The sequence below is a fragment of the Sphingobacterium sp. UBA7855 genome (assembly GCA_002500745.1).
Classification (GTDB): Bacteria; Bacteroidota; Bacteroidia; order Sphingobacteriales; family Sphingobacteriaceae; genus Sphingobacterium.
Genome location: DLST01000010.1, coordinates 423,661 through 436,953 on the forward strand (window position 1 = coordinate 423,661; position 13,293 = coordinate 436,953).

General features: G+C 38.6%; 15 protein-coding genes. 10 read left to right on the forward strand and 5 right to left on the reverse strand.

Annotated elements, in window-relative coordinates:
• Positions 1–25 precede the first annotated feature (25 nt).
• Complete coding sequence (locus B2107_RS08010) at positions 26–1,273, forward strand: hypothetical protein (RefSeq protein ID WP_293954799.1); 1,248 nt, start codon at positions 26–28, stop codon at positions 1,271–1,273.
• A 100-nt stretch (positions 1,274–1,373) separates the two neighbouring features.
• On the opposite strand, the gene B2107_RS08015 is transcribed toward B2107_RS08010, so the two are convergent.
• On the reverse strand, positions 1,374–1,997 hold the full coding sequence (locus tag B2107_RS08015) for a 7-carboxy-7-deazaguanine synthase QueE (protein WP_293954801.1): 624 nt from the start codon (positions 1,995–1,997) through the stop codon (positions 1,374–1,376).
• Positions 1,998–2,643: 646 nt separating this feature from the next.
• On the opposite strand from B2107_RS08015, the gene thrS reads away from it, so the two are divergent.
• From thrS to B2107_RS08040, 5 genes are all read left to right on the forward strand, one after another.
• On the forward strand, positions 2,644–4,569 hold the full coding sequence (gene thrS / locus B2107_RS08020) for a threonine--tRNA ligase (protein WP_293954803.1): 1,926 nt from the start codon (positions 2,644–2,646) through the stop codon (positions 4,567–4,569).
• Between the two features lie 11 nt (positions 4,570–4,580).
• Positions 4,581–5,141, forward strand: a complete 561-nt coding sequence (gene infC, locus B2107_RS08025; protein ID WP_075993338.1) for a translation initiation factor IF-3 — start codon at positions 4,581–4,583, stop codon at positions 5,139–5,141.
• A 39-nt stretch (positions 5,142–5,180) separates the two neighbouring features.
• Positions 5,181–5,381: a 50S ribosomal protein L35 gene (rpmI, locus tag B2107_RS08030; RefSeq protein WP_002993964.1), complete on the forward strand. Its 201-nt coding sequence runs from the start codon at positions 5,181–5,183 to the stop codon at positions 5,379–5,381.
• A gap of 98 nt (positions 5,382–5,479) precedes the next feature.
• The gene (rplT, locus tag B2107_RS08035) at positions 5,480–5,824 is read left to right on the forward strand and encodes a 50S ribosomal protein L20 (RefSeq protein WP_046674462.1); all 345 of its coding nucleotides are present in this window, start codon (positions 5,480–5,482) and stop codon (positions 5,822–5,824) included.
• A 251-nt stretch (positions 5,825–6,075) separates the two neighbouring features.
• The gene (locus B2107_RS08040) at positions 6,076–6,525 is read left to right on the forward strand and encodes a DUF3060 domain-containing protein (RefSeq protein ID WP_293954805.1); all 450 of its coding nucleotides are present in this window, start codon (positions 6,076–6,078) and stop codon (positions 6,523–6,525) included.
• Between the two features lie 60 nt (positions 6,526–6,585).
• On the opposite strand, the gene rimK is transcribed toward B2107_RS08040, so the two are convergent.
• The 4 genes from rimK to B2107_RS08060 form a co-directional block, all read right to left on the reverse strand.
• The gene (gene rimK, locus B2107_RS08045; RefSeq protein WP_293954807.1) at positions 6,586–7,521 is read right to left on the reverse strand and encodes a 30S ribosomal protein S6--L-glutamate ligase; all 936 of its coding nucleotides are present in this window, start codon (positions 7,519–7,521) and stop codon (positions 6,586–6,588) included.
• Positions 7,522–7,579: 58 nt separating this feature from the next.
• Positions 7,580–8,017: an ATP-dependent zinc protease gene (locus tag B2107_RS08050; RefSeq protein WP_293954809.1), complete on the reverse strand. Its 438-nt coding sequence runs from the start codon at positions 8,015–8,017 to the stop codon at positions 7,580–7,582.
• Positions 8,018–8,081: 64 nt separating this feature from the next.
• Positions 8,082–9,260, reverse strand: coding sequence for an AIR synthase related protein (locus B2107_RS08055; protein ID WP_293954811.1), 1,179 nt, complete (start codon positions 9,258–9,260; stop codon positions 8,082–8,084).
• 53 nt (positions 9,261–9,313) lie between these two features.
• Positions 9,314–9,796 (reverse strand): DNA-deoxyinosine glycosylase, encoded by a 483-nt coding sequence (locus B2107_RS08060; RefSeq protein WP_293954813.1) that lies wholly within the window; start codon positions 9,794–9,796, stop codon positions 9,314–9,316.
• 97 nt (positions 9,797–9,893) lie between these two features.
• On the opposite strand from B2107_RS08060, the gene B2107_RS08065 reads away from it, so the two are divergent.
• The 4 genes from B2107_RS08065 to mgtE all read left to right on the forward strand — a co-directional run bounded on the left by B2107_RS08065 (position 9,894) and on the right by mgtE (position 13,227).
• Positions 9,894–10,757 (forward strand): SPFH domain-containing protein, encoded by an 864-nt coding sequence (locus tag B2107_RS08065; protein ID WP_293954815.1) that lies wholly within the window; start codon positions 9,894–9,896, stop codon positions 10,755–10,757.
• A 10-nt stretch (positions 10,758–10,767) separates the two neighbouring features.
• Positions 10,768–10,944: an Arc family DNA binding domain-containing protein gene (locus B2107_RS08070; RefSeq protein ID WP_293954817.1), complete on the forward strand. Its 177-nt coding sequence runs from the start codon at positions 10,768–10,770 to the stop codon at positions 10,942–10,944.
• 88 nt (positions 10,945–11,032) lie between these two features.
• Positions 11,033–11,743 carry a dipeptidase PepE gene (gene pepE / locus B2107_RS08075; protein ID WP_293954818.1) on the forward strand — a complete coding sequence of 237 codons (711 nt, stop codon included), beginning with the start codon at positions 11,033–11,035 and terminating at the stop codon, positions 11,741–11,743.
• 167 nt (positions 11,744–11,910) lie between these two features.
• Positions 11,911–13,227 (forward strand): magnesium transporter, encoded by a 1,317-nt coding sequence (gene mgtE / locus B2107_RS08080; protein ID WP_293954820.1) that lies wholly within the window; start codon positions 11,911–11,913, stop codon positions 13,225–13,227.
• Positions 13,228–13,293: the final 66 nt, after the last annotated feature.

Consider the following 13,293-nt stretch of genomic DNA (forward strand, 5'->3'; position numbering starts at 1 on the left):
ATTTAGCTACATATTTAACATTCTTATGAATAATTTACTCAAAGTTGCACTATTATTTGGATTATCAATTTCGACAACTTATGCGCAAGATAAGCAATGGCAGATGGAGTTGGTTTTTAAAGGTGAAATGTCGCCTGAAAAGTTTGAAAATGAAGTTCCAGAATTTGCAAAGGAGTTTTATGAGCCATTTTTGAAAGGAAAAATGGCTTATCGGAATGTAGAGGTTTTGGCCGATGCCGATTATTCTTCCACTATAGTGAATCGAAAAGCCCATGCTGTTTTAAATCGAAAGTTAGCAAAAACTTATTCGTATTCATCAGGAGATGATGTCGTCACTGCTGAATCATATCATCCATCTTATAAGATTGTTGGTGTAAAGCCGGAAGAATCCGAAGGCCCTTATGTGCAGCTACAAGATATGGACGAAATAGAATCAATAGCGGGCATCACCTGTAAAAAAGCAAAGTTGTTTTTCAAAAACAATGCGGATTCGGCTATCGCAACCGTTTGGTATTCGGAAGCAGTACCGACTTATTATTTGACTGCCTTTCCATTTATAAATGATTTGCCTGGTGGTGTGCTTAAATTGTCTTTAGGTGAAAGCAATGAGCTTGGTTTCGAAACAACAAAAGTGGCTAATACATCTTTTGTTGCAGACTTTCAATTGCCTAAAAACGCGAAGGTTATTGATATCTCCGGCGGAGATAATGATAGCCAGGCAGAAGATGTCGGTTTATTTGAAGATACTTTCCCATTGGATAAATCACTAAAATGGACGATGGTTAAGGATAAAAATACCAATGATGAATATTATGGTATAAAAAGCATGGCAGGAGAAGAAGTATTGCCTTGCTCTCTTTTCTCTTTAGCATACTTTAGTGAGCAAACTGCCATTGTTTCAGATAAAGATAATTATTTTTGGTTATTGGATAAGAAGGGGGTAAAGGTAAATAAAGAAGGATTTGACTGGCTGACGCCAGCAAATCAAAAAATTGCCATATTCCAAAAAGACGGTAATTTTGGATTGGTCACAGAAGAAGGAAAAATTCTGCTCGATAAGAAAGAAAACATCAGTAAATTTTTGGACAATTATCTGATGTTCTCTGAAAATGGAAAAATTGGATTGCTGGATGAACATGGAAAGATTATATTAAAAGCGAATCTACTATTTCTAGATGCTGATCACGTCGGGAATGTTTTGATTCGCGAGAAAGAGGGCGAAGAAACGAAGAAGATGGACCTAAATACTTTCTTAAATGCTTATGTTAAGTAATTTTAATTCCTTACCATCTATGTTTAGCGGTTACAAAAAAAGGCTTTCATACTATTGAAAGCCTTTTTTTGTAACCGCTAATTGAGAAGCAATTCAATTATTAGGGAATATTTAAAAACTTATGTGTTTGTAGCGAAATATCCCATTTCGGATTTTCTTTTACGTATTCAATAATAAAAGGGGTCATTTCTTTGGATTTTGACCATTCAGGTTGAAGATATAATCTGCAGTTTGGTCCAACGAGTTGTGCGTATTCTTCTCCCCATGCGAAATCGCTTTTATTGAAAACGATCACTTTCAGTTCACCAGCAGCTTCTAATACATCTTTGCGAGGCGCTTTGAATTTCTTCGGCGATAAACATATCCAGTCCCATTCACCACTCAGTGGATACGCACCAGAGGTTTCAATAAAGGTTTTAATACCTTCCTGATGAAGCCCTTTCGTTAGGTAATCCAAATTATAGATAAGTGGTTCTCCACCTGTAATGACAACTGTTTTGGCAGGATATTTCTTTGCGTTTTCGATAATCGAATCTGCTGTTGTAAGCGGATGTATAGAAGCATCCCAGCTTTCCTTTACATCGCACCAATGGCAACCCACATCGCAGCCCCCCAATCGTATGAAATAAGCAGCAGTCCCGGTGTGGTAGCCCTCACCCTGAATAGTGTAAAATTCCTCCATCAAGGGCAATAGTGTTCCGTCTTCTGGTACTTGATTTGACATAGTTAAAATTTCAGTCTGCAAAAGTAGCAAATATTAATGAGATGCTCAATTTGTCAATTGGCTTTTATTAACTCACTATCATTTTTTAGTCATTTCAATTCACAACTGGATTTATTTATCAGATTAATTACAGCAAACCGTTTTTGGAAGGGTAATGGTAATCTCTACAGCGAGTCAAATAGATATCACATAGTATACTAACAGCGAGAAAACACTCCTTTCAAAGGGAGATAACAGGGGGGTAACTTGGGTATACCCCTGTTAACCCCCTGTTATCTCCCTGTTAACCCCTTGTTAATACCCTATTAATGCTTAAAGTGGCATAGAGCAATTATCAAAAATTATTCTAAAGCGTGAAAGTTCATTCTTGGCCATAAAAAGGAAGTCCCAATCGAGTTTGAATAGCATGCGCAAGAGAAAAATCATAATGAGACCAGAGATGTATAACGGATTTAAATGATGGGTGGTGGTGAAAGGAGGGGTGGGAAACGTATAGCTCGCGCTCAGCACAAAGTCATGTTATTTATCAGAATTTTTACTAAATTTGTGACACAATTTATTTATTGAAAACGTAAGTGTAATAACATAATTGTACATGTTGTTTTATGTTTTCTATTTTTTAACAATTTAAAGATCATAGTTGTAAATGATTAAAATTACACTACCGGATGGTTCCGTAAGAGATTATCAACAAGGGATCACTGCTGCAGAGATTGCGTTATCAATCTCAGAAGGGCTTGCAAGAAACGTCCTTGCTGCCGAAGTAAATGGTGAAGTGTGGGATTCTGCCCGTGCTATTGAAAATGACGCTACTGTCAAGTTATTGACCTGGAATGATACCAAAGGTAAATCCACTTTTTGGCATTCTTCAGCACACTTGTTGGCTGAGGCTTTGGAGGCATTGTATCCTGGGATTAAATTTGGTATTGGTCCCGCGATTGAAACCGGATTTTACTACGATGTTGATTTTGGTGATCGTGAATTCTCGTCTGATGACTTTAAAGCGATCGAAGACAAGATGCTGGAGCTGGCTAAACGGAAAGAAACATTTGAACGTAAAGCTGTTTCGAAATCGGATGCATTGTCTTACTTTACTGAAAAAGGAGATGAGTATAAGCTAGATTTAATCAAAGACTTGGAAGATGGAAAGATTACTTTCTATACACAGGGGGAATTTACAGATTTATGTCGCGGTCCTCATATTCCAAATACTGGGTTTATCAAAGCGATTAAATTGACGAATGTTGCCGGTGCTTACTGGAGAGGTGATGAGTCTCGCAAACAGTTGACACGTATTTATGGTGTTACGTTCCCTAAGGCATCGGAGCTTACAGAATATTTGAAGTTTATTGAGGAAGCGAAAAAGCGTGATCACCGTAAACTGGGAAAAGAACTTGAACTTTTTGCTTTTTCTGAAAAAGTTGGTGCAGGTTTGCCTCTTTGGTTGCCTAAAGGAGCTGCATTACGCCAAAAGCTGATAGACTTCTTACAGAAAGCACAGTTAAATTCGGGGTATGAGCCCGTTGTTACGCCGCATATCGGACATAAGCAGTTATATGTGACTTCTGGACACTATGAGAAATATGGCGCGGATTCATTTCAACCCATAAAGACTCCTATCGAAGGAGAGGAGTTTTTGTTAAAACCAATGAACTGTCCGCATCACTGTGAAATTTATAAAGTAAAACCACGCTCGTATAAGGACTTACCGGTTCGATTTGCTGAGTTTGGTACTGTATATCGTTACGAGCAATCTGGTGAGCTTCACGGTTTAACAAGGGTTCGTGGGTTTACTCAAGATGATGCCCATTTATTTTGTCGTCCAGATCAGGTTAAAGATGAATTCAAAAAGGTAATCGATTTAGTACTTTATGTTTTTGGAGCCTTAGGCTTTAATGATTATACAGCACAAGTGTCGTTACGTGATCCTGAGAATCGTACGAAGTATATTGGTACTGACGAAAACTGGGCTTTGGCTGAATCTGCAATTATTGAAGCGGCGGAGGAAAAAGGCTTGCCGACAGTCGTAGAATATGGTGAAGCTGCTTTCTATGGTCCAAAATTGGATTTTATGGTGAAGGATGCTTTAGGTCGTAAATGGCAGTTGGGTACGATACAAGTCGATTACAATTTGCCTGAGCGTTTTGAGTTGGAATATACAGGAAGTGATAACATGAAACATCGCCCTGTGATGATTCACCGTGCACCCTTCGGATCTTTAGAACGCTTTGTGGCTGTATTGATCGAACATTGTGCTGGACAATTCCCATTATGGCTTGCTCCTGAGCAATTTATAGTCTTGCCAGTGTCAGAAAAATATGAAGAATATGCTCAAAATGTTTTGAATTCGCTAAATAATTCCGATATTCGCGGACTGATAGACTTACGTGACGAGAAAGTGGGCAGAAAAATCAGAGACGCCGAAGTGAAAAAGCTTCCTTATATGTTGATTGTAGGGGAAAAAGAGGTGGAAAATGGCACAGTTTCTGTACGTAAACATGGCTCAGTGGAATTAGGAACTATGACTGCTGAGGCATTTAGAGATATATTAATTAAGGAAATAACCGTTTAATTTTTAAACATTTGGCATTAAAAAGACCCGGTGGTCCAAGACCACCAATGAGAAAGAAAGAACCAGATCACCGCATTAATGAGTTAATCAAAGTACCTGAGGTACGTTTGGTAGGAGATAATGTGGAGCAAGGAGTTTTCCCTACGCGCAAAGCGTTAGAGTTGGCTGATGAGTTGGAACTTGATTTAGTGGAGATTTCGCCAAATGCTGTACCGCCGGTTTGTAAGATTATCGACTACAGTAAGTTTGTTTACGAACAGAAGAAGAAACAAAAGGAAATCAAAGCTAATGCAAAACAGACTGTTATTAAAGAAATACGTTTCGGACCTAACTCTGGTGAGCATGATTTTGAGTTCAAATTGAAGCATGCGATTAAGTTTCTAGAAAGTGGAGAGAAAGTTCGTGCTTATGTACACTTTAAAGGTCGTGCTATTGTACACAAAGATCAAGGTGAGATTTTGTTGTTACGCTTTGCTCAGGCTTTAGAAGATTACGGTAAAGTAGAACTTTTACCTAAATTAGAAGGTAAACGTATGTTTTTAACAGTAGCTCCAAAGGCTCCTAAAAAATAATAAGAATTCTAACAGATTGATATAAAATTTATAAGTATTATGCCAAAAGTTAAAACCAATTCCAGCGCAAAGAAACGTTTCAAATTGACTGGAACAGGTAAAATTGCAAGAAAAAACGCTTTCAAAAGCCACATCTTGACAAAAAAGAGCACAAAACGTAAACGTAACTTAACACAAACAAGTTATGTATCTGATGGCGATATGGGCAACGTAAAACGTATGCTTGCTATCGGTAAATAAGTTTTATTCGATTTTATTAATAATAATTTTTTAACCGGGTATAAGGTTGTAAGTTCATTGAAATACATGGCACCTTCTACCAAACTAATTTTAAAAATATGCCACGTTCGGTTAACGCAGTAGCTTCTAGAAGAAGACGCAAAAAAATCCTAGGCCTTGCAAAAGGTTACTTTGGATCACGTAGCAAAGTTTATACTATTGCTAAAAATACAGTAGAAAAAGGTTTACAATACGCTTACCGCGATCGTAAAACCAAAAAACGCGAGTTTAGAGCTTTATGGATTCAACGTATCAACGCTGGAGCTCGTCAACACGGAATTTCTTATTCCCAATTGATCGGTAAATTAAACGCTAAAAACATTGGTTTGAACCGTAAGGTTTTAGCTGACTTAGCTTTAAATAACCCAGAAGCTTTCAAAGCAGTTGTAGACGCAGTAAAATAGAGTTTTTAATCCGCTGTCAATTTGTTAGAGATATTAAAGGAGCCTTTTAGGCTCCTTTTTTTGTTATGATCGTTACTGTATCTTTTTTCGTACGCTATGTGACAAGTATATCCAATACAATGCTGTGTTTCATTTTAGTTCTTGCCCCCAATTATACTCTTGATGCAAGTGACGCTGTATTTTACAAGTTATAGCTCTTTTAGATTTGAAATTAGGTTTGATTTTTGTAGAGCTGTAGAAAACATAGCATTATGACATTAAGAACGATTATATTCGGATTTTCGCTTCTTTTGACCGGAAGTTTGGTGATGGCGGCCAAAGAGCCAGTTTCCAAGGCTCTAACGAACGATGTGGTTAATCAGCAGGGAAAAGTTATCTCAATTGAAGGGGTGAACAATAATCGTACGATAGAGGCCAAAGGGGGGGAGATTGTACAAATAGAAGGTGCTGACAATAAAGTTGTGATCCGTGGCAATGTGAGTAAATTGATTATTGAGGGGAAGGGGAATACTGTAACAGGGAATGACATCACAACGGTGACCATAGAGGGGGCAGACAATATGGTTAATATTGGTTCAGTAGAGACTGTTCAAATTGAGGGAGTCAAAAACCATGTCCATTATAAGTCTACGAAGAACAAAACTGGACAAGTAAAAGTGTCTACTGAAGGCGCGGATAATATGGTTATGAAAGTGAAATAGTGAATAAAGAAAATGAGCTAATACAAAAGCATTAGCCCATCGTTCAAGTATTTTTTATAATTACAATTTACTTTCTCTTTTCTTCTTTTTCTTAACGACTTTAGGCATCTGAGCCCTTTTTGCTTCATATTGTCGCTCAATGTATTGTATAATTTCTGAGGCAATATCTTTTTTTGTCGCTTTCTCGATGCCTTCCAAACCTGGAGATGAGTTTACTTCCAATACCAGAGGGCCCCTGTCAGAAGGAATCATATCCACACCGCAAACCGTTAGTCCTAATTGCGCGGCAGCAGCGATTGCTGTCTCTCTTTCGGCTTTATTTAATCGAATAATCTGGGCAGTGCCACCCCGATGGATATTTGACCTAAACTCACCCTCTTTGGCAGTACGTTTCATCGCGCCAACAACTTTGCCGTCAACCACAAAAGCCCGGATATCCGAGCCTTTTGATTCTTTAATAAACTCTTGGATCAGGATGTTGTTACCCAGGCCGTAGAACGCTTCAATAACAGAAGAGGCCGCTTTTTTAGTTTCGGCAAGTACTACACCGATGCCTTGAGTTCCTTCCAATAATTTAATGACCAATGGGGCTCCGCCAACCATATTGATAAGATCGTCTACATCGGAAGCCGTACGTGCAAACCCTGTAATAGGTAGACCGATACCAGCACCGGATAAAATTTGTAGACACCTTAATTTGTCTCGCGATCGCGTAATGGCTTGACTGGGATTCGCAGAAATGACATCCATGACCTCAAATTGTCTAACGATGGCAGATCCATAGAATGTTACCGATGCGCCTATTCGGGGAATAATGGCGTCAATATCACTCAGATCCTGACCTTTGTAATGGATACTTGGTTTACCTTGCTGAATACCGACATAACACTTGCTGTGATCAATGACAACACATTCGTGTCCTCTTTGTTGTGCGGCTTCTACGAGACGACGAGTAGAGTATAAACTCTTTACTGTCGATAATACGGCAATTTTCACGATTTGTATAATGAGTATATTTTGTGCTAAGATAACAAAATAGCTTGGCTATTTGTTTTTATTTTGCCAAGGCCTTCACGGAGAGATTTTCTTTGGAAACATCGACCAAAAACCTTTTGTTTAAGAAGTTTTTACCCAAAAGCATAGGGTAGGTCATTTGTGATCTATTTCTAAAGGAGATTTTAATGCTAAATACCTGGTTATATAATGTTGCTGTTGTACGGATATAGTAACGCTTTTCTTCTTGGCCAAAAGAACTTTTTACGAGTTTTGTTCGATAGAGTTTTAACTTTAGTGTTTTTGTCTCTTTTGTCTCAAAATCTATGATCAGTTCGCAGATGATCCAGTCTTGACCATCCTCATTAATGATCTTGTATGAATTGCAGTGTAGTACCGACGATGCCGCACCGGTATCGACTTTTGCTTCTATACCATATATTCCCAATTCAGGTAAATCAAGGGTCTCTTTCCAGCCCACAAGAAGTTTTTCTTTCATGTATACCAAATTGAAAATAAAATCCTTGTCTCCTAGGTATGTAGGGGACAAGGATAAAAATCTTTTATTCGTAGATAAATTCTCCGTAAGGAGAGGTTATAGTTACTTTTTTGGATGCAGATTCCTCTACACGGCCTATGATTTGAGCCGGAATCCCGAATGACTCTGAAATGGCGATGATATCCGATGCAATCGATTCAGGTACATATAATTCCATACGGTGTCCCATATTAAATACTTTGTACATTTCTTTCCAGTCTGTATTGGATTCTTTCTGTATTAATGCAAAAAGAGGTGGAATCGGGAAAAGATTATCTTTGATGACATGCACATTATCGACGAAGTGCAAGACTTTTGTTTGCGCTCCACCTGAGCAATGTACCATTCCATCAATTTGCGAACGGTACTTGTCTAGTATCTGTTTGATAACAGGCGCATAAGTACGTGTAGCGGAAAGGACTAGCTTACCTGCGGTTATTTTTTCTCCTGTTTCAACTTCAATTTCATTTGTAAGATCTTGACTTCCGGCGAAAACTAAATTGTAAGGAACAGCCGGGTCATAAGCTTCCGGGTATTTTTCAGCTACTTTTTTGTTAAATACATCATGACGTGCAGAAGTTAGTCCATTGGAACCCATTCCGCCATTGTATGCCTGTTCATAGGTTGCTTGTCCATTCGATGCTAAGCCTACAATGACGTTACCGCCTTTGATGCGATGATTTGAAATAACATCTTCACGTTTCATCCGACAGGTTACTGTACTATCAACAATGATGGTGCGAACAAGGTCGCCAACATCAGCCGTTTCGCCACCAGTAGAATAGATGCCGATTCCCAAACCTCGAAGTTCCGCCAGAATCTCTTCTGTACCATTAATGATTTCAGCAATCACATCTCCATGAATGAGGTTTTTATTTCTGCCAATCGTGGACGATAAAAGAATGTTATCGATGGCACCCACACAAAGTAAGTCATCAATATTCATGATAATCGCGTCTTGTGCGATACCTTTCCAAACTGAAATATCACCAGTTTCCTTCCAGTATACATAAGCCAATGAAGATTTGGTACCAGCACCATCCGCATGCATAATATTACACCAGTCTGGGTCTCCCCCCAAAATATCTGGAATTATTTTGCAAAATGCTTTGGGAAACAGACCCTTATCTATATTTTTTATCGCATTGTGCACATCCTCTTTCCCTGCGGATACGCCGCGTTGATTGTATTTTAAATCTGACATCTTACGGCAAAAATAAGCAATAGGACTGAATTAATGAATCTTATTCGTGTAATTTAATCACTTATTATTATCCGCCAATGTGCAATCAAATTTTCGAGATTGCATCTTGCGTTCGCTGGACTTGTGCTGGGTAAGCATCGGTAAATAATGTCTTCTCTTTTGTTGAAATGCTTTAAGTATAAACTGTATGCTTTTTGCCCGTTGAAAATAATTTGTGTGATTTTAGGGTGGGTCTCTAGCAGCTCAGCAATCGGATTGGGGCGTTCATCTTGTATGGCTAAATCCATGCTTCCAGGCCGAGAGGCTTCAGCACAAACATCCCAAAGACCAATATGGTTTCTGAGTAAGATATTTATCCGCTCTGTATAACTTATCCGCTGAGGTGCATTAAGCAGATATTCAATGACTTTCCAAAATCGATTTTGGGGATGTGCATAATATTCATTTTCTGCTAATGATTTATCTCCTGGTAACGAGCCAAGTATGAGCGTTTGGGTTGTGCAATTCACGATGGGTAGAAAAGATTTTTTAAGCATATTCAAAAATATAAATTTTACTATTTCATTTGAAAAATTAAAAATAGTATAGTATATTTATGATAGTAAAATGATATCAAAAATATATTAACAAATTATGGAAAAACTAATTAAACCCATGTCAGGCTATTTAGCTTTATTGATAGCGGTATTTTCATTTGTAGCAGCGATATTCTCATTTGCCAACGTCGAGGAAAGTTCACTGTATGTCGTATTGGGAGTAGCGTTGATGATTGCTACTTTTTTTATCCTTAAAGGACTGATGATTATTAATCCCAATCATTCCCGTGTACTCAATTTCTTCGGAAAATATGTAGGTACGGTTAAAGAAAACGGTCTGTTTTTTGTAAATCCCTTATATTCGACCATTAAAATAAGTCTTCGGTCGGATAACTTACAGGGACAGACACTGAAAGTAAATGACAAGATGGGAAATCCAATCGAGATTGGAGCAGTGATTGTATGGCAGGTAGGAGACACCTATAAAGCTGCTTATGATGTCAGTAATTATACCTCTTATGTACGCACGCAAAGTGAAGCTGCAGTGAGGCATTTGGCCGGAAGCTTTCCGTATGATAACTTGGAAGATGAAGGAGCGGAGATCACTTTACGTGAAGGTGGGGATACAGTCAATCATATTCTTGAACAAGAATTGTCTGATCGGTTGGCTCCAGCCGGGGTTATTATTAAAGAGGCGAGAATCAGTCATTTGGCTTATGCTTCCGAAATAGCAGGTGCTATGCTCCAAAGGCAACAAGCGGCAGCAATTGTGGCCGCTAGGGCAAAGATCGTAGACGGTGCTGTCGGAATGGTGGAAATGGCCCTACATAAGTTATCTGAAAAAGATATTGTAGAGCTCGATAACGAGAAAAAAGCGGCGATGGTCAGCAATTTAATGGTCGTACTCTGTGGAGAAAAAGCAGCGACACCAATTGTAAATACAGGTACTTTGTACCAATAAACGAAGTAAAATGGCGGATAAGAAAAACTTTATGCTACGCTTAGACGACCAGATGTACAAAGCATTGGAAAAATGGGCTGCAGATGAGTTTAGAAGTGTTAATGGGCAGATCGAATATCTTTTATATAAAGCGCTGCAAGAAAATAAAAGGGTGGGTACAGAAAAAAAGACTGCCGATAAGAAATAACATAGAGTAAGGAATGAAAACTTGTACCTTTGGCTTCGAAATAGGCGAAACCAAAGGTACTTTTTGTTTAAAATTTTAATGATAGGATATGAAGGTTAATCCAGCGTACAAGTTATTGGTCGTAAGTACAAGCACGATTCATGGTAGTGATTTTTTAGCTTATATTAAGCACGATTTTGTAGAATTTATTCAGTCCGATGAATTATTATTTATTCCATTTGCGAGACCTTCTGGAATTTCGTTTGATGCCTATACCGCTAAAGTGCAAGATGCGTTGAAAGATAAGGGGGTAACGGTTAGGGGAATACATGAGTTTCCTAATATGAAGAAGGCTATTCAGGATGCCAAGGCTATTTTTATTGGCGGTGGGAATACATTTTTACTGTTAAAAACCTTATATGAACTGGATTTGGTCGAGCAATTGCGTGTACAAGTAGCAAAGGGAATTCCATACGTCGGCACATCAGCCGGTTCCAATTTAACAGGGCTGACTATTGGAACTACAAATGACATGCCTATTGTTTATCCGCCTAGCTTTGATGCGCTTGGTTTTTTACCATTTAATATCAATCCACATTACTTGGATCCAGATCCAAAGTCCACACATAGAGGGGAAACGAGAGAAACGCGGATTAAGGAATTTCATCAATTGAATATGCAGCCCGTCATTGGTTTACGTGAAGGTAGCTGGTTGTATGTAAATGATGGAAAAATACATCTACAAGGTAATTTGGCTGCGCTGCTTTTTAGGCCGGGCCTAGAGCCAATAGAACTACCGCCTGGATTAATTAATTTTTAAGCTATTGTAAAATCTATAGCGATATTAAACCAAATACATCCATTAACGTAGTAGTAGGGGATTTAGGGTCGTATTAGCCAGAACTATCATTAAAAAATAGTGTTTCTATTTGTTGGAAATAATACAAAATAAGCTACTTTTGCCGTAAATCCATTAATTATCTTCCAATGGAACAAAATTCAGCATTACACCCAGCCGATATCGCAGAAGAAATCTCGCGTCTAAATAAAGGGGAACAACATCAGCAATTTATGAACTATCCTTTGGAGGATAGATTAGAAATCTTTTGTTTTTTTGAATTGGATGTTCAGTACACGTTGATCAAATCAATGACAGAACATGAACTTTCTGAATTGCTGAATAATCTGAAGCCGGATACCCGAAATGATCTGTTTTCGGAACTTCCAGATGATCTAATTAAATACCTGATCAATCTTTTGAATGAGCGGGAGAAGCAGATGGCTTTGGAACTGATCGGTTACAAGGAGGATAGTATTGCCCGCCTGATGACGCCAATGTATGTGCAGGTTCGTCCTTATTATACTGTTGACGACGTCTTTCGGCATATCAAGGTGTTCGGGAGAAAGGCTGAGACGCTCAACTTCATCTATGTAGTTGATGAGAAAAATGTCTTGATCGACGATTTGAAAATTGGTCAATTACTGCTATCGGATGCGTCAACAAAGATTTCTGATCTGATTGACTATAATTTTGCTGCGATTAAAGCATCAACACCTATGGAAGAAGCTTTTGAAATTTTTCAAAAATATGATCGAAGTGCCCTGCCTATCGTTACTGAAGCTGGGGTATTAGTCGGAATTGTCACATTTGACGACGTGTTAGACCGAATCGAAGATCGGGATACGGAAGATATACAGCGATTTGGGGGTATGGAAGAATTGGATCTGGCGTATACGAGAACGCCCTTGCTTCAATTGATTCAAAAAAGGGCAGGCTGGTTGATCATCTTGTTTTTCAGTGAGATGCTTACAGCGTCGGCAATGGGATTTTTTGAAGGAGAATTGGAAAAGGCCGTTGTATTGGCTCTATTTGTTCCTTTGATTATATCCAGTGGTGGTAATTCAGGGTCACAGGCAGCATCTTTGATTATCCGTGCGATGGCTCTTGGTGAATTGAAGCTTAAGGATTGGTGGTATGTGATGAAGCGTGAAGTTTCTTCGGGTTTAATTCTAGGAGGAATATTGGGTACGATTGGTTTTCTACGTATACTGGCTTGGCATTTTCTTGGCCTATATGATTATGGTCCTTACTGGATTGCAATTGGTTTTACGGTAGCAGTTTCCCTATTGTTTATCGTGCTATGGGGAACGCTATCAGGTTCGTTTATTCCATTTATTTTACGTCGATTCGGTTTGGACCCTGCTACAGCGTCGGCACCATTTGTTGCTACGCTTGTGGACGTATCGGGATTAATCATCTATTTCACTGTCGCTGCTTTCTTTTTGCAGGGAAAGTTACTATAGTTCGATACTAAAGTTAACCATCCAGAGCCTAAATTATACCGCTCATTTAAGGCTCTTTTTATTGAA